The sequence below is a fragment of the Anaerolinea thermophila genome (assembly GCF_020723905.1).
In the GTDB taxonomy this organism is placed as follows: Bacteria; Chloroflexota; Anaerolineae; order Anaerolineales; family Anaerolineaceae; genus Anaerolinea; species Anaerolinea thermophila_A.
The window spans coordinates 1-17,141 of the sequence record NZ_DYHZ01000004.1; the positions used below are offsets into that span (position 1 = coordinate 1).

Genomic DNA, 17,141 nt, shown 5'->3' on the forward strand with positions numbered 1-17,141 from the left:
TCTCAGTGCCCTTCCTTACTGTCTCTCCCTATCACTCTTCAGTTGTTAAGGTGCTGTTCGACCGACTTCTTTCGACAAAAAGCCCGATGCCTTCAACATTGCTGCTGCGACATCGGATGCTTTCCTCGACGCCTGCCGGTACCGGTAATTTTCTCTTGTAAACGATCCGCCGCTCTTGTCAGCAGGATCTTCACCGTTTGAGCGTTTTTATTATAACCATTTCGCTCGTTTTGTCAAGAGATTTTTCCGCTTTTTTCAAGGTGCTGTTTTGCTTTTGCGCCAGACGCTGTGCGCCAGCGCGGTTTTGAATTATACGCAGAGGCGCGCTTCTGTCAATGGAATTTTTGTTCTTTTTTTCAGTTTTTTGGAAATTCCTTCAGCAGAGAGGGCTTCCATTTGCCCTGCTTCAGCATACGGGCAATCTGCCCGGGGAACTGCGGACGGGCAAACAGGAACCCCTGAGCGCGATCACAGCCATTCTCCAGCAAAAAACGATACTCCTCTTCGTTTTCAACCCCTTCGGCAATGGTCTCCATCTCCAGCGAATGCGCCGCGGCAATCATCGCCTGGACAATGGCAGCGTTATCCCGATCCAGGGGCAGTCCCTGAATAAACTGACGATCAATCTTGAGCGCATCTACCGGCATCTGCTTGAGCGCCCACAGCGTGGAGTAGCCCGTCCCAAAATCATCAATGCACAGGCGCACGCCGAGTTGCTTCAACCGCTCCAGCGACTGCATGAAATGGCTGAAGTTCGAGGCGAGATCCGTTTCCAGAATCTCGACTTCAAGACGTTCGGGTGGAATCCGATGTTCTCTGAGCACGCCGCCCAGCCAGTCCACAAAATGACCTTCTTGCAGGGAAAGCGCACTGAAATTCAGCGCCAGGTTTACCGGCGGAAGTTCTTCCGCGTCCCAGGCGTGCAGTTGCGCCAGCGCTTTTTCCACCACCACCCGATCCAGCAAGGGCATCAATCCATGAGACTGGGCAACCTCAAGGAACGTTCCGGGCAAGAGCAATCCCCTCTCGGGATGCTTCCAGCGCAAGAGGGCTTCCACGCCCGTGATCCTGCCATCCAGCAGGCGCACCACCGGCTGGTAGGCCAGGTAAAACTGATCTTCCTCCAGTGCCGTGCGCAAATCATTTGCCAGGTCAATTTGATCGCGCAGTTGCTGGTGCATTTCCTCATCAAACACCATCACCCGCGATTTACCCCTGCCTTTGGCGGCGTACATCGCCATATCGGCATTGCGCAAAATTTCCTCCCCGCGCTGGTGCGGCGAGACCACGGCAATGCCTGCGCTCATCGAAAGGAACACCTGCCTGCCACCCAGATCAAACGGCTGACGGGTAACCTGAATGAGCCGTTCGGCAATGTGGATTGCCTCATCCAGCGATGCCGTATCTTCCAGCAGGATGGCAAACTCATCCCCACCCAGCCGGGCGATGAAATCGCCCCCACGCAGCGAGCGCTTCAGGCGTTCGGCAAAGACGCACAGCACCTGATCGCCCACCGAATGGTCATAGGTGTCATTGACCATCTTGAAACCGTCCAGGTCCAGAAAGATCAGCACCGAATGTTTTTCTGGATCGTGCTGTGCCCCCTGAACCACCTGCTGAAGACGCTCAAAGAAGTACAGGCGGTTGGGAAACCCCGTCAGGGGGTCGTGACGGGCTTGATGATTGAGCCGGTCCTGATCTTTGCGGATGCGCTCCGCCGAGCGTTCCAGCGCTTCCAGAGTCGCGTTGATGTGCCGCGCCAGCAGGGCAATCTCGTTGTGTCCCTCTTCCGGTAAGCGCATGGAGAGATCTTCCGTCTCACGGATGTGCTGTAAACGCTCCACCAGCCTCACCAGCGGTTGAATTGCCAGCCTCTTCACCCCCTGCGACACCACCAGCCCGTACACCGCGCCGGAGAGCATCAGGGTGACGACAAAGAAGGAGATGGCTTGCTGACCCTGATGGAAGATGGCGCGTTCCATCTGCACCGCAATCCGGAAGGCAGGGCGCAGGTAAATATCCTGAAACACCGCTGAACCCCGCACCCATTCCCCATCCAGCGGCTGGACCTGGATGGACATGCTCTGTTCCAGACTCACCGGCTGTGCCGCGACCGGCAGATCTTCAAACGTTAACTGCAAACCGCTTTCTTCTGCAAGGGCGCGCCGGAATGAGTCGGTGATTTGCCGCGCCACCACCAGCGTTCCGGCGCGCGGACCGCTGAAATCACTGCGCAAAACAGGGAAGGCCGCCACCAGCCAGAAACCCTCGGGGGTGCGCACAATTCCCTGCAGAGGTGCGACGTTTTCACTGCGCTCTGCCAGATAAGGGTGTTTCAAAATTTCCTGCAAAAAAGAACTGGACGGGTAACTCACCCATTCCCGCCGCTCCAGATGGAACTGGCGGTAGAAAACCACGTTTCGCTCAGCATCTACCAGCAGAAAGAGGTTAAACCCCTGGTTGATAAATGTGGCTTCGGCTAAATTGTTCTCAATGTATGCAGAAGAAGGCTCAAGGACAAAATCGTAAGTATCGTCCCAGGGACCCCAGTCCTGCACAAACCGCACCAGTTTTTCCTGTTCCTTCTGAAGAAGAGACACCGCCAGGCGGGTTTGCTGACGGACGGCTTCGCTTTCCAGATTCAGGAAACTTTGCTGAAACAGGAGCAGACTCATCAAAATCAAGCCGGAGATGATGGCTACCGAAGTCACCACCACCAGCAACAGGGTCTGCAACCGGAGAGAGGCTGGGGCTTTCTTCATTAACTCCCTGAATGGATTGTACCCTAAAGTTAGAAAACGAATAACAAGAAGTTATAAAAATTTTGGGTGTTCTGGATGAAAACCAGAATGTTCAACCCCCGAAAGATGCCCCTGAACGAGCCAACCGGCACACAGTATACTCCAAATTCCCCGAAATGAGCAGTTTTTGAAAACGTTTCCACCCTCAGCCTGCAACGAATTTGCAACGAACGGAGAGAAAAATTTGCAATAAAATAACTGAAAGATAACCCCATTTCGACCTTTGCGTGCCGCCCAACCACCATGATTCACCCTGACCTGTTCCCTGCCCTGCCGCCGGATGTGGAAGACATGGATATTGAAAACCTTTGCAGTGCCCTGGAAAACATACGCCGTCCGCTGGTACAGGCTGTCTTTGCCGATCTGTACCGCAATCCCTTCTGGGAAGACCGCTATGGCGAAACAGGACGCCTGAGCATCCCCCGCGATCTCGACCAGCATCTGGATTACCTGCTGACCGCCCTGCGTTTGCGCAGCCCGGAATACCTCACCGAGTACTTCCGCTGGGTGCGGCATGCCGTCATCTTGCGGGGAATGTGCACCCATCACCTCACACAGGTGCTGGCATCCCTGTCCGTGAATCTTGCCACCCTGCTGAGTGAAGAAGATTTCCAGGCTCTGACGCCCTTTCTGGAGGCAGCGCGCCACTCTCTGGAATACAGCCATTTTGCCTGCCGCGCCCTCTCCCCCCATGTGGACCTTATCTCCCGGCAGACGGCGCAGTTCGCCTACCCTGAGGAGGAACAGCACGCCCGCCGGGAACTGTGCCGCCGCGACGTGTTGATTTACCTGTCCTACCTGATGGACGCGGTGGAAAAAAACAACCCGGAAATTTTCTCTGGCTATCTGGAATGGTTGAAAGGGTTTGACCGCAAGTACGGCATTTCTACGCGGGAACTGGTGCTCTCACTGGGCGAGATTCACCGGCAGATTGAGCAACGGCTGGACGCAGAATACGCCCAACCGTTCATTCACATCCTGACTCATCTGCCTGCTTTAAACGGAAATAACTAGCGGGACAGCACCCGCTGATGGAAGGCTCGCCGGATGTCTTCCTGAACGTCCTCAATTGTCCGCGAAGCATCCACCACCACCCAGCGGTGCGGTTCGGCTTGCGCCATCTCCAGATACCCCGCCCGCACCCGTTGATGAAACCCCAGATCGTACGCATCCAGCCGGTTCCATTCTCCCTTGCGCTGTTTGCGCTCCAGCCCGCGGGCAGGGTCCACATCCAGCAGAAAGGTCAGGTCGGGGGTCAATCCACCGGTGGCAAAGGCGATCAGCCGGCGCAGTTCTTCCAGAGGATATCCATGTCCGTATCCCTGATATGCCAGAGTGCTGTCGGCATAGCGATCGGAAATGACCAGCGCCCCACGGTTCAACGCCGGACGGATGACCTGCTCCACCAGTTGCGCGCGCGCCGCCTGAAAGAGTAAAATCTCAGTGCGCGGGTGCATGGCAGTATTGCGCAGGTTCATCAGCACGGCGCGAATCTGATCGCTGATCTCCGTGCCCCCCGGTTCGCGGGTGGTCAGCACTTCATTGCCACGGGCGCGTAAAAATTCCGCCAGCAGGCGAATCTGGGTGGTTTTTCCGCTTCCCTCCGGACCTTCAAAGGTGATGAACATGTTGCCTCTCTGCAAAGAGGGTGAAGAAAAAGGGAGAAAGGCGCGCCTCTCTCCCTTTTCATTTTATCATTCGCGGTAGATTCTTACCCGCCGGTTGGGTTCCTTGCCGTACGAGTGCGAGGTGAGTTGATACTGGCGCGCCATCTCGTGCTGCATGCGGCGGATTGCCGCCGACGCCGGCGCCAGATCCACATAGCGCTCGCCGTTCATCACCATTTGAATGGCAGCCTGAGTTTGCGCCATGGTCTCTTCCCATTCGTCGCCATCCTCGGGCTGCATGCTCAGGTTGAACAGTTCCGCCAGCAATTGCTCAATCTGCGTGTTGGTGTTGGCGCGCAGAACATAGATGGGCATGCCGCGCTGTTCAGCCTCCAGAATGGTCTGCTGGCGACTGCGGTAATAAGCCCGCAGGGTGATGAGCACATCGGCTTCTTCCAGCGCGCGCACAATCAGGGCAGGTACGCCCAGACGCTTGGCGCTTTGCTGAAGGCGGTTGCGCGCCACCCCGTACGGATAAATGCGAATGGGTTGAAGGCGTTCCCCACGCATGGAGCGCGGCTCGCTTTCGGGTTCTTCGCGGCGCCCGGGAGTCATCTCCGTGGAACGCGCGCCGGTGGGTTCGTTCATCAGGCGGCGGAAGCCCGCCTGCATGGCGCCGTACCCGTTGCGCGCCGCCGGTTGAGCGGGTGGCTTTTCCACATGGATGTTGCCCTCGGCGTCACGGTAGCGAATCTCCGGCGGGAGCGGATTGTTGCGCACCAGCGCATCCACCGCCGCCGCCACGTCGGGATGAATGGCAAGGCGGTCGCGTTCCTGAATCTCGATGAGCACGTCAAAGGTCGGCGGTGCGCGGCGTTCCAGCACCGTCTTCTGCGTGCCGCGGCGGCGGGCTTCCTCATCGGAAAGGGTTACCGCCTCAATACCGCCCACCAGATCGGACAGAGTCGGGTTGAGCAGGAGGTTTTCCAGCGTGCGCCCGTGCGCCGTGCCAATCAACTGCACGCCCCGCTCGGCAATGGTGCGCGCAGCGGCGGCTTCCAGTTCGCGCCCGATTTCATCAATGACGATGACCTCCGGGTTGTGGTTCTCCACCGCCTCGATCATCACCTCATGCTGAAGTGAGGGTTTGGGCACCTGCATGCGGCGCGCCGCCCCCACGGCTGGATGCGGCACATCGCCATCACCGCCAATTTCGTTCGAGGTATCCACAATGACCACGCGCTTCTTTTCTGCCAGAATGCGCGCCGCCTCGCGGAGCATGGTGGTCTTGCCGATGCCGGGTCGTCCCAGAATCAGTACGCTCTTCCCCGACTCGATCAGGTCCTGAATGATGTCAATGGTGCTGTACACCGCCCGCCCCACGCGGCAGGTCAACCCAACAATGTGGCCCCGCCGGTTGCGGATGGCAGAGATGCGATGCAGGGTGCGCTCCAGCCCGGCGCGGTTATCGGCATCAAATTCACCGATGCGCGACACGGTAAAGTCCAGGTCGTCATGGGTCACTTCCTCTTCCAGCAGGGTCAGATCACCGTTGGTGAAACGCGCCACCGGCTTGCGCCCCAGATCCATGACAATCTCGAGCAGTTGATCGCTATTATTGGCTTTTTGCACCGCCTCGGCAATGCGCGGCGGCAAAACGCCCATAAGAACATGTAAATCGTCGGTTATTCTTCTCTGTGTCATACACTCAATTTTTGTAAATGGTCGAACTCTGTACCATGGGCACGGTTGCCTCATGGTTGAAGGTTTCTCCGGCAATCTGCCGCGCCAGCATACTTGCCCGCGCTGTCGCTACCAGATGACGCACCAGCAATGCCTGCCGCGGCGAAACATACCCGCCCAGACGGTTCAGCACCGGTTCCAGCCATGCCTGGTAGGAACGCGCCGCCACATACACCGGTCGGGCAGGTAACCCCAAGAAGCACCCCAGCAGGGCTTGCAGAGCCTCTTCGGGGTGTTTCAAGCCCGGGTGCATCAACGGCTGGATGAAGACGCCCTCGGGACCGTAGAGCAAATCGGCATACGCCAGAATCTCTCTGTCCTGGCGGTATACTAGGCGCTCACCGGTCTGCCCGGCAAAGGGCTCGGCGGCTTGCACCAGCGGCGGCACCAGCAGTTGATACAGACTGCGGACGGCGTTTTCCTCGGTGGGAAGCGGCGGACGCCACTCGCCCGAACGGCGCGAAACCGGCGCCGGGTCGAACTTCCAGATCGTCTGCCAGCCGTACACAGCAAACCCGCTGCGCCGGAAGGCTTCCAGCGCGGGGTGACTCTCTTCCACCTCTGCCAGCAGGTTGAGCGCTCCCCACGAACCTGCCGTCACCGCCAGGCTTTCCATCAGCGCCGGTAAGCCGGGATGTTCCACTCCGCTGGCGGGCATCAGAAACGCCAGATGCGCGGAGCGGTCACCCGGAGTATAGACCATGCGCCCGATGAGCGAGGGAAAACCCTTGTGAGAAGGACAGACCGCCGTGTACGATCCGCGCAGAGGGTCGAGCGACGCCAGCACCGAGAGCGGCGCCAGCACCCCGCCGCGCGTCAGCAATAACGCCATATCCGTGTACAGGAACTGTCGCCGGTACCGGAAGAGGGTAATCAGGTCGTGCCAGGCAAACGAACGAATGGTTACCGTGCTAACTCCACAAAATAGCGGTGGAAGCGATCATCTCCGGTCAGTTCCGGGTGGAAGGAAGTTGCCAGCAGTTTGCCCTGCTGCGCGGCAACGATGCGCCCATCGCCCAGGGTGATGAGCGCCCGCGCATTGCCGTACACTTTTTGGATAATGGGTGCGCGGATGAACACCGCATGAAAGGGTCTACCGTTGTACTCCCTGCCCATGAAACTGATATCCAGATCGGTCTCAAAACTATCCACCTGACGTCCAAAGGCATTGCGCTGAACCGAGATATCCATCAACTGCAGAAGCGGTTGCGGACGTCCCACATCTTTGGAGAGAAAAATTGCTCCGGCGCAGGTGCCCCAGATAGCGCGCTCGCGCCCAAATTCACGGAGAGGCTCCAGCAAGCCAAAATCTACCGCCAGTTTGCCAATGGTGGTGGATTCGCCGCCGGGGATGATCAACCCCGCCAGCCCTTCCAGATGAGACGGCAGGCGCACCTGCTGAACCTCGACGCCCAGCCGTTCCAGCATGGTCTGATGTTCGATGAAGTCGCCCTGTAATGCCAGAACACCAACTCTCATATCTTTTGCGCTACCATCCTCTACCGGCAATCAATTCGGTTTCAGGGATGGCGGAGATCTGCCGTCCCACCATCGGCTCGCCGAGGTTGCGGCTGACTTCCGCCAGAATCTTCGGGTCGTTGTAATGCGTGACGGCTTTGACGATTGCCGCGGCGCGTTTGGCAGGATCGCCAGACTTGAAGATTCCCGACCCAACGAAAACGCCGTCCATACCCAGTTGCATCATCAGGGCGGCATCAGCGGGGGTGGCAATCCCACCTGCGGCAAAATTCACCACCGGCAGGCGACCCAGTTTGCGGGTTTCCAGCACCAGTTCATAGGGCGCACCGATTTCTTTGGCGAACGCCATCACTTCCTCGTCCGGCAGGTTCTGCAGGCGGCGGATTTCGCCCATTACCGCGCGGGCATGGCGCACCGCTTCAACCACGTCGCCGGTGCCAGCCTCGCCCTTGGTGCGGATCATCGCCGCGCCCTCTCCAATGCGTCGCAGGGCTTCGCCCAGGTTGCGCGCGCCACACACAAAAGGCACTTTGAAAGCGTGCTTGTAAATGTGGTGTTCCTCATCTGCCGGGGTCAGCACCTCGGACTCGTCAATGTAGTCCACGCCGATGGCTTCGAGAATTTGCGCCTCCACAAAATGCCCGATGCGGCATTTCGCCATCACCGGAATGCTGACCGCATCCATGATTTTGAGAATGAGTTCAGGGTCGCTCATGCGGGCAACGCCGCCGTGTGCACGAATATCGGCAGGGACGCGCTCCAGCGCCATCACCGCCACTGCGCCGGCATCTTCGGCAATGCGGGCATGCTCTGGCGTCACCACATCCATGATCACGCCCCCCTTCAGCATCTGCGCCAGACCCTTTTTTACCGCAAAGGATCCAGTAATATTCTCTTCCATGTTTGTTGTCCTCCTCATCTATTAAACACCTTCAAGGTTCACTTTGATTCTACCACGCCCACCCAAAGCGTCAACCTCGCATCCACAGTTGTAGATTGCCCCATCCAACCCAGCCTGATCGGTGCCGTTTCTAAAACCGAAACAGGTAAGGAAGGATGGAGTAATACGTCCAGAAAATGGGCAGCAGGTTCAAAATGAAATGCGGAATGAAGGTAAAGACCATCTGGCGCGATTGTCTCCACACGACCAGATGTAGAAAACCCGAAAGGGAGGTCAGCACCACAAAGAGCGTGCCAAAAATCGTTCCGGGATCAACGGTCTGTAAAAACCGCGTCCAGAAGAAGGTGTGAATCATGCCAACAAAAGCAGCAAAGAACAGCAGTCCTGTTGCGCGGTACAGGATGGCAGTTTTCTTGGGATACAGATCCCACGCTTCAAAGAGATAAATCCACAGGATTTGCTCGGTGGCGGCGTTGACCGGCGCCCAGACCAGCGCCGTCAACAGCATGCCCGGCAGTTGAATGCTCGGATTGACAATGGGAGAAAGCCAGGCACACACCAGCGAGAGCGCAATCACACCAAGGTTGATATAAAAGGCAATGGGCGGTTTGGGTGGAAAGGGATTGAGATACCCAATGGATCCCCGTCTCCACTTGACCAATCCCCATGCCAGACCGTAATACAGCAACATGGGCAGGAAGGCTCCCGTACGCAGGTACAGAAAGCCCGCCACGAAAGGGAAAGCCAGGGCAATCCCAGCCGATAGAGCAAGATCCAGTTTCGCAGGTTCCCAGGTTTTGTCCATTTCACCCTCCAGTGCAGCGATGAGATCGCGTGGGAGCAGTCCCCCGCCGGACTGGATTATAAAACAGGTTCAACCCGTCAGGTCACTGTGCAGTCGGGTGAAAAAACTCTGAATCTCTCACCCCTGTTTCCCAAACTTTCGGTAAAATCAGAAGAAAGGATTTCCTTCATGCCGGCTTTTGACCATTTTGACCTGCTGGCGCCCTTCTACGAGCGCTTCATCCAGCCGCGACCGCCCGAGGAACTGCTGACCCATCTGGATTTGCCCGCGCAGGGAGCCCTCCTCGACGCCGGAGGCGGAACGGGAAGAGTGTCTCAGTTCCTTCGGGAACATGCCCAACCGGTGGTGGTTGCCGACCTGTCCTGCCGGATGCTGGCGCAAGCCCGCCAGAAGGAGGGTCTGCACCCGGTCTGCTCGCACACCGAGCGCCTGCCCTTCCCCGACGAGACCTTTGCGCGCATCATCATGGTGGACGCCCTGCACCACGTCTGCGATCAGCGCGCCACCGCCCACGAGTTATGGCGCCTGCTTCAGCCGGGCGGTCGCCTGGTGATTGAAGAGCCGGATCTGCGGCGTTTTGCCGTGAAAGGGATTGCCCTTGCCGAAAAACTGGCTCTGATGCGCAGTCACTTTCTGGCGCCTGCGGACATTGCCGCGCTGTTCAATCTTCCCGGAGCGCAGGTAAGTATCGCCTCAGGCGGATTCAACGCCTGGATCGTGGTGAAAAAACCGGCAACCCCTTCAGCCCGTTAATCGTGCACCCATCCCACCCAGTCAATGTGCGCGCCGGTGCGGGAACCCAGTCGTTCCATCAACTCGCCGGTGTGCTGCATCAGATGGCGCAGGGAATAAATCTGCAGTTCCGCCGTCAACAGGGTACGATCGCCGTGCCCTTCCACTTCATCCAGTTTCAACTGGAACATGCGCTCACGCACATGCCCCTGCAGAAAAACCAGGTATTCCAGAAGCGTCGCCTTATCGTATGGCTCAAAGGACTGCGTTTCATCAAAGTCGTACACCTCGCGGTGCTTTTCCCACGGCACGAACGTCTCCGGAGAGTCCGCCAGATATTCGTGAACGAAATACAGGGCGTGGTACGCTACCTGCCAGAATTTATTACGATCTTCCGGGGCATTCCAGAGATCTTCAGGGCATAATGTGATGGTCTGTTTGAGCATTTCCAGCCCCGCCAGAAACTGTGAAACCAGAATTGCGGCTAGATTCATCCTGTCACCTCCCCTTTGATTGTAACGGCAATTTATCTGGAGGGGGCAAACCCCTGCACATGCGCTGGACTTCCCGGAAAAATGGTCTATAATGACTTTGTTGCATCACCATATTTCGGTGTAGGAAGGAGCAATGCCCGATGTTAAGCAAACGACTGCTTGATGAAATGAATACCCAGATCAAACTGGAACTGTACTCGGCTTACCTGTACCTTGCCATGGCGGCGCACTTTGAGGAGAATAACTGGGGCGGTTTTGCCAAGTGGATGGCAATGCAGGCAAAAGAGGAACAGGAACATGCCCTCAAGTTCTTTGAGTACATCCACGACCGAGGCGGCAAGGTGACCCTGCAAGCCATTGACGCTCCGCCCTCTGCCTTTGGTACCCCCGAGGAGATTTTCGCCGAGGTGCTCAAGCATGAGCAGAGCGTCACCGCACGCATTCACCTGCTGTACAGCATCGCCGTGGAGGACAAGGACTACGCCAGCCAGGAGTTCCTCAACTGGTTCGTCAAGGAACAGGTCGAAGAAGAGAAGAACGCCACCCAGGTGCTGGAATGGCTGAAGATGGCGGGCGGCTCGACCCCGGCGCTCTTCCAGATTAACGCCCTGCTTGCCCAGCGCGGAGGATAACATTCCGGCGCACACGCCGACTGCCCGGCAAGCCCGTCGAGTCGAAGTGTGCCCCGCACACACAAGCATCAACCGCCCGTGGAGAAAATCCACGGGCGGTTGATGATTCTTCATCCAGACATCATCAGGCTTTTTCGGGACGCCGCGCGGCAAGCCGCAGGAGGTACCACAATCCGCGCAGAGGCGCCAGCGCCCAGGCGATGAAGGCGTTGACAATGCCAAACCCCTGACTGAGCCACACCAGCACCGGTCGGAAGATGCGCAGGAAGGGCAGATGCGCATACGCCAGCGAAAGGGCAATGATGGACATGGAAATGCCAAAGCGCGCCCAGTCCGAAAACTCCATAATACCCAGTTCTTCCAGCACCAGTTCAATGCCGATGCTTAACACCAGAATGTACGCCGCCGACTTGAGAATCGGCTCGCGCTGGACCACGTAACTGAAAATACCCGCGGCAAAGCGCATCACCAGAATGCCGATGAAGACGCCCAGCATCACCACCAGAATGTGATCGGAGAGCGACACCGCCGCCACCACGTTATCCAGGCTAAAGGCAAGGTCCATCAGTTCCACGTTCAGCACAGTGAGCCAGAAGCCCACCCGTCGCACACTCCGCACTTCGCCATCCTCTTCCGAGCCCTGCTCCCCTGGGGCGCTTAAGTCATCCAGCGCCAGACGGATGAGGTATGCCGCCCCCACCAGTTTTAACCACGGGTTGCGGATGATAAAACTGGCGGCGAGGAGCATCAGTCCGCGCCCCACATACGCCCCCAGCAAACCCACCCGCAGCGCTGCCAGCCGCTGCGGACCCAGCACACCGTCCAGCAAGTGTCCCACCCGCCTGAGTGCAGGGGGCCAGGGGATGGGGTCTTTATCGGACAGGGTGGAAACCATTGCGCCCAGCACAGCGGCGTTATCAATGGAGAGGATGCCTTCCAGGAAGATCAACTGCAGAACGATGACCAGAAAAGAAAGGTCCATTTCTCGGCACTCCCATTGGAGGATTCAGATCCCCACCGGAGGCGGATGGCAGTTTTGGCGCAGGATGGTACGCCTGGCACAGGGGGACATAAAAGCGTTTATAGCACAAATTCCGTACTTATAGGGAAAGATTAAGCCGAATTTCGGCAGGGTGAGGATATTCTTCCCACTCTCAGCGTGCGCATTGTAAAAGGTGGTTTACAATTCACATCAGAAGGAAGGTTTCACCATGCAACCGCATCATCGGCACGGAATCATTCTCACTGTTCTTGCCCTTGGATTTCTGGCAGGATTATGGAGCGGATGCGCCCCTGCGCCTTCACTCCTCTCGCCCCAGCCTTCCCCCTCAGCCACGATGATTCTCAACATCCCCAAAGCCACTCCGCTCCCCGAAACGATGGACTGTGTGCTGGTCAGCGCGGAGCCCACCCCCACCCCCAGCAGTGAGCCGCCGCTCTTCCCGCCCCCCTCGGCGCAGGACTGGACGCTCGGTCCCGAAAACGCCCTGCTCACCTTTGTGGAGTACACCGACCTGCAAGCCCCCGCCAGCCCGGCGCTGAACGGGCCGCTGACGCGCCTTCAGGAACGCTACCCCGATAAGGTTCGGCGGGTATTCCGGCATTTTCCCCTGCCCACCAATGATAAATCCATGCTGGCAGGCGCCGCCGCTGAAGCCGCAGGCGCGCAGGGCAGGTTCTGGGAAATGACGGGTCTGCTGTTGGAGCGTCAGGACGAATGGACGGCGCTCCCCGAGGCAGATTTCCGCGCCTGGCTGGAAACTCAAGCCGCCGGGCTGGCTCTGGACAAACCCGCCTTCCTCGCCGCGCTGGACGACCCCGCCGTGCGTCAGAAACTTCAGCAGGCGCAGGAAGAGGGCTTCCGTCTGGGCATCCCCACCATGCCGTTTGTGCTGATCAACCAGCGCATTTATCAGGGACCGCGCGATTACCGCAGTCTGGAAACCCTGCTCCTGCTGGAAAACCTGAAGAGCCGCCAGTTCCGCCAGTGCCCCCCCTTCGTCATCAATCCGGCACACACCTACGTTGCCGTGCTGGAAACCACCCGGGGAGAACTGCGCATTCAGTTGTTTGCCGATCAAGCCCCGCAAACGGTCAACAACTTTGTTTTTCTGGCGCGGCAGGGCTGGTACGATGGGGTGATCTTCCACCGCGTCCTGCCCGGCTACATTGCCCAGAGCGGCGACCCCAGCGGGAGCGGCTTTGGCACCCCCGGATACGCCTTCGCCGATGAGATCACCCCCCTGCGCTTTGACCAGCCCGGACGGGTGGCAATGGCAAACGCCGGACCCGACAGCAACGGCAGTCAGTTCTTCATCGCCTACACCGCCCTGCCCGACCTGGACGGGCAGTACCCCATCTTCGGGCAGGTCATCGCCGGGCTGGACGTGCTTCAGCGCCTCACCCCGCGTGACCCCGCTTCATCCGCCGACCTGCCGGAAGGCGACCGCATCCTGCGGGTGACCATCCTCGAATCGGCACCGTAAAACGGCACAACAGCAAGGTTATAAAAAAAATAAATCACCCCTTCCCCAAAAAAGAAAGAACATGATAGAATAACAGCAGGTTGGGGAGTAGCACCTGCTCCGCCGGAGCGGGGAGGCAATCGTCAACACGGAGTTTTCTCCCGGTTGTCCTCAAAAGTCATCATCCACTGCGAGACCACCGTGATACCGTTTCAAGGAGGTCTTTTTTTTATGTCTGTAGCCAATCAAGAAACTGAATGGTATCGAAAGAGCATTGAGGAAACTGCCCGCTTGCTGGACACTTCACCGCAAGACGGCTTAAGCGAAGCCGAAGCCGCCCGTCGTCTTCAGCAGTACGGTTACAACGAACTGCTTGACCGCGGCGGGAAGAGCCCCCTGAAGATTCTTCTGGAGCAACTGACCGGCATCATGACGGTGGTGCTGTTTATTGCCGGAGCCATTTCTCTCGTACTGGGGGATAAAGAAGACGCCATCGCCATCCTCGCTATCATCATCCTCAACACCGTGCTGGGATTTTCTCAGGAATACCGCGCCGAAAAAGCCATGGCGGCGCTCAAGAAGATGTCTGCCCCGGTGGTCAAAGTGCGCCGTGATGGACACACCCGCGAGATTTCCTCGCGCGAGGTGGTTCCGGGCGATGTTGTTCTACTGGAAGCGGGCAACCTTGTCCCGGCAGACGGCAGGCTGGCAGAAGCGGTCAACCTGCGCGTTCAGGAAGCCGTGCTGACCGGTGAATCTGAGCCGGTGGAGAAGATCACCGCCGTCCTGGAGAAAGATCACCTGCCCCTGGGCGATCAACGCAACCGCGCCTTCATGGGCACGCTGGTCACCTACGGACGCGGCACGCTCATCATCACCGAGACCGGCATGCGCACCGAACTGGGCAAAATTGCCGAGATGCTTCAGACCGTTGAGCAGGAAAAAACGCCCATGCAAAAACGCCTGGAGCAACTGGCGCGCACGCTGGCGCTGGCGGCGCTGGGCATCGTCATCCTCGTCTTTGTGCTGGGCATTCTGCGCGGCGAGGACATCCGGCTGATGTTCCTGACCGCGGTGAGCATGGCGGTTGCAGCCATTCCCGAAGGATTGCCCACCGTGGTAACCATCGGGCTGGCGCTGGGCGCCCAAGCCATGCTGCGGCGCAAAGCCCTCATCCGTAAACTGCCCGCCGTCGAGACCCTGGGTTCCGTCACCACCATCTGTTCAGATAAAACCGGCACGCTGACCGAAAACCGCATGACCGTCACCGTGCTGGATGTTGCCAATCACGAACTGGACTTGAAAGAACAGGTACAGAACTTCAGCCCGCGGGTGCGCCGCGATCAGGTTGAGCCGGTTCTGCGCCAGAACGGCGCCATCCCGCTGTTGCTGACGGTGGGCGCGCTGTGCAATGACGCCGTGCTGGAAGCCGATCCGAACCGTCCGGATGAATACAGTTCGGTTGGCGATCCCACCGAAGGCGCACTGGTGATTGCCGCCGCACGTGCTGGCTTGTGGAAAGAGGAACTGGAACACACCTTCCCGCGGGTGGCGGAACTGCCCTTTGATTCAGACCGCAAGCGCATGACCACCGTGCACCGCGTACCGCAGGACGCCCTGCCCGACCTGTTTACGGGCTTTTTTGCCGACGGGCGCGCCCCCTTCATCGCCCTGACCAAAGGCTCGGTAGACGGCATGTTAGAGGTCAGCGCCGCCGTCTGGGTGGATGGCAGGGTCATCCCGATGGATGAGCAGTGGCGCGAGCGCATCCGCGCCAACAATGACAGACTGGCGCGCGGCGGGATGCGCGTGCTGGGCATGGCGTACCGCCTGCGCTCCAGCGATGCCGTCAACCTGCCGGATGATCCGCTGGAAAGCGGTCTGATCTTCATCGGCATGGCGGCAATGATGGACCCCGCCCGCCCTGAGGTGTTCGATGCTGTTCGGGTAGCAAAGCAAGCCGGCATCCGCCCGATCATGATCACCGGCGATCATCCCCTCACCGCGCTTGCCATCGCCCGCGAACTGGGCATCGCCACCAGCGAGCGGGTTGTCACCGGCACGGAACTGGCGCTCATGGACGTGCCCACGCTGGCTCAGGTGGTGAAAGAGGTCAGCGTGTTCGCGCGGGTTTCGCCAGAGCATAAACTCAAAATCGTTGAAGCCCTGCAGAGCCACGGCGAAATTGTCGCCATGACCGGAGACGGCGTCAACGACGCGCCGGCGCTGAAGAAAGCCGATATTGGCGTCGCCATGGGCATCACCGGCACGGATGTGTCCAAAGAAGCCGCCGACATGGTCTTGCTGGATGACAACTTCGCCACCATCGTTGCCGCGGTAGAAGAAGGCAGGCGCATTTACGAAAACATCCGCAAGTTCATCCGCTACACGCTGGGCTCCAACCTGGGAGAAATTCTGGTGGTGCTGGGTGCGCCTTTCCTGGGTATGCCCATCCCGCTGACGCCGCTGCAAATCCTGTGGGTCAACCTGGTCACAGATGGTCTGCCCGGGCTGGCGCTGACGGTGGAGCAAGCCGAGCGCGGGACGATGCAACGTCCGCCGCATCCACCGCAGGAGAACGTCTTTGCCCGCGGGCTGTGGAGCAACATCTTTTATGCCGGGTTCATGATGACCCTGCTGACACTCACAGTCGGTTATGGCGCCTGGAGCATGGGTGTGGAAGCCTGGCGAACCATGGCGTTCACCACCCTCACCCTGGCACAGATGGGCAACGCCCTGGCATTGCGCACCGGCAACGAGTCAGTCTTCCGCGAGGGCTTCTTTAGAAACCGCGCCATGATCGGCGCCGTCCTGCTCACCTTTGTCCTGCAACTGGCGGTAGTTTACGTGCCGTTCCTGCAGCCCTTCTTTGCCACGCAGGCGCTCAGCGCCGCCGAACTGGGCGTGTGTCTGCTTGCCAGCGCCGCCATGTTCGGGCTGGTGGAACTGGAAAAGCGCCTGCGCCGCTAATCCCTTTCTTTGCCATCTTCCTTCCTCTGTTGTAAATCCACCTTCCCCACCTGCCATGGGGAAGGTGGATGATTCTACCGGCGGGCAAGGTAAGGGGACAAATTCCCAAAACCCCCTTGACTTCTCCAGAATTCTTCTTATAATCATTCAAAACTGCATAACGCAAAGACGTTGAAGAGGACGAGTAAGCGTCGCCCCGTCGGTACAGAGAGCAGGGAAAAGGTGAAAGCCTGCCCGAACCGCGGCGCCGAATGGACCTCGGAGTTGCAGGGCGAAAGGACTGCCGAGTAGCCTGCGCCGGAGTTGCCACCGTTATCCGGGCAAAGGGTATCGCCTTCGGGCTGTACCCGCAATGAGTGAGGCTGGCTTTCTTTCCCTGTTGTGCATCACGACAGGGATTTTTGATTAAAGCCCCGCCTAATCTGGGTGGCACCACGGACCTGCGTTCGTCCCGGAAGGAACGGACGCAGGTCTTTCGTTAAGTCAAAGGTGGAAATTCTTTATTCAGGAGG

The 17,141-nt window shown here is 58.5% G+C and carries 14 protein-coding genes and 1 other annotated feature; of the genes, 5 read left to right on the forward strand and 9 right to left on the reverse strand.

What is annotated here, in order from left to right; all coding sequences use genetic code 11:
• Nucleotides 1-356: 356 nt before the first annotated feature.
• Nucleotides 357-2,762 (reverse strand): bifunctional diguanylate cyclase/phosphodiesterase, encoded by a 2,406-nt coding sequence (locus tag LHF31_RS06795; protein ID WP_298005369.1) that lies wholly within the window; start codon nucleotides 2,760-2,762, stop codon nucleotides 357-359.
• A gap of 282 nt (nucleotides 2,763-3,044) precedes the next feature.
• On the opposite strand from LHF31_RS06795, the gene LHF31_RS06800 reads away from it, so the two are divergent.
• Nucleotides 3,045-3,815 carry a hypothetical protein gene (locus LHF31_RS06800; RefSeq protein ID WP_303773935.1) on the forward strand — a complete coding sequence of 257 codons (771 nt, stop codon included), beginning with the start codon at nucleotides 3,045-3,047 and terminating at the stop codon, nucleotides 3,813-3,815.
• On the opposite strand, the gene tmk is transcribed toward LHF31_RS06800, so the two are convergent.
• From tmk to LHF31_RS06830, 6 genes are all read right to left on the reverse strand, one after another.
• On the reverse strand, nucleotides 3,812-4,429 hold the full coding sequence (gene tmk / locus LHF31_RS06805; protein WP_303773936.1) for a dTMP kinase: 618 nt from the start codon (nucleotides 4,427-4,429) through the stop codon (nucleotides 3,812-3,814). The genes LHF31_RS06800 and tmk overlap by 4 nt on opposite strands.
• A 66-nt stretch (nucleotides 4,430-4,495) precedes the next feature.
• Entirely contained in the window at nucleotides 4,496-6,112 is a 1,617-nt protein-coding gene (locus LHF31_RS06810) for a R3H domain-containing nucleic acid-binding protein (RefSeq protein ID WP_303773937.1), read from the reverse strand.
• 4 nt (nucleotides 6,113-6,116) lie between these two features.
• Nucleotides 6,117-6,983, reverse strand: coding sequence for a hypothetical protein (locus LHF31_RS06815; protein ID WP_298007069.1), 867 nt, complete (start codon nucleotides 6,981-6,983; stop codon nucleotides 6,117-6,119).
• 71 nt (nucleotides 6,984-7,054) lie between these two features.
• On the reverse strand, nucleotides 7,055-7,630 hold the full coding sequence (gene pdxT, locus LHF31_RS06820; RefSeq protein ID WP_303773938.1) for a pyridoxal 5'-phosphate synthase glutaminase subunit PdxT: 576 nt from the start codon (nucleotides 7,628-7,630) through the stop codon (nucleotides 7,055-7,057).
• A gap of 10 nt (nucleotides 7,631-7,640) precedes the next feature.
• A complete protein-coding gene (pdxS, locus tag LHF31_RS06825; protein WP_298005842.1) occupies nucleotides 7,641-8,531 on the reverse strand; it encodes a pyridoxal 5'-phosphate synthase lyase subunit PdxS in 891 nt (296 codons plus the stop codon).
• Nucleotides 8,532-8,661: 130 nt separating this feature from the next.
• Entirely contained in the window at nucleotides 8,662-9,336 is a 675-nt protein-coding gene (locus LHF31_RS06830) for a hypothetical protein (protein ID WP_298005845.1), read from the reverse strand.
• Between the two features lie 168 nt (nucleotides 9,337-9,504).
• Here LHF31_RS06830 and LHF31_RS06835 point away from each other — a divergent pair, with 168 nt between their 5' ends.
• Nucleotides 9,505-10,089: a class I SAM-dependent methyltransferase gene (locus LHF31_RS06835; protein WP_298005847.1), complete on the forward strand. Its 585-nt coding sequence runs from the start codon at nucleotides 9,505-9,507 to the stop codon at nucleotides 10,087-10,089.
• On the opposite strand, the gene LHF31_RS06840 is transcribed toward LHF31_RS06835, so the two are convergent.
• A complete protein-coding gene (locus LHF31_RS06840; protein ID WP_298005850.1) occupies nucleotides 10,086-10,562 on the reverse strand; it encodes a DinB family protein in 477 nt (158 codons plus the stop codon). The genes LHF31_RS06835 and LHF31_RS06840 overlap by 4 nt on opposite strands.
• A gap of 140 nt (nucleotides 10,563-10,702) precedes the next feature.
• On the opposite strand from LHF31_RS06840, the gene LHF31_RS06845 reads away from it, so the two are divergent.
• Complete coding sequence (locus LHF31_RS06845) at nucleotides 10,703-11,194, forward strand: ferritin (protein ID WP_298005852.1); 492 nt, start codon at nucleotides 10,703-10,705, stop codon at nucleotides 11,192-11,194.
• Nucleotides 11,195-11,318: 124 nt separating this feature from the next.
• On the opposite strand, the gene LHF31_RS06850 is transcribed toward LHF31_RS06845, so the two are convergent.
• Nucleotides 11,319-12,176: a DUF475 domain-containing protein gene (locus LHF31_RS06850; protein ID WP_298005855.1), complete on the reverse strand. Its 858-nt coding sequence runs from the start codon at nucleotides 12,174-12,176 to the stop codon at nucleotides 11,319-11,321.
• A 229-nt stretch (nucleotides 12,177-12,405) separates the two neighbouring features.
• On the opposite strand from LHF31_RS06850, the gene LHF31_RS06855 reads away from it, so the two are divergent.
• Both LHF31_RS06855 and LHF31_RS06860 read left to right on the forward strand, forming a co-directional pair.
• Complete coding sequence (locus LHF31_RS06855) at nucleotides 12,406-13,680, forward strand: peptidylprolyl isomerase (protein WP_298005858.1); 1,275 nt, start codon at nucleotides 12,406-12,408, stop codon at nucleotides 13,678-13,680.
• A 210-nt stretch (nucleotides 13,681-13,890) separates the two neighbouring features.
• The gene (locus LHF31_RS06860; RefSeq protein WP_298005861.1) at nucleotides 13,891-16,629 is read left to right on the forward strand and encodes a cation-translocating P-type ATPase; all 2,739 of its coding nucleotides are present in this window, start codon (nucleotides 13,891-13,893) and stop codon (nucleotides 16,627-16,629) included.
• 162 nt (nucleotides 16,630-16,791) lie between these two features.
• Nucleotides 16,792-17,086 (forward strand) — a binding site (T-box leader).
• Nucleotides 17,087-17,141 lie beyond the last annotated feature (55 nt).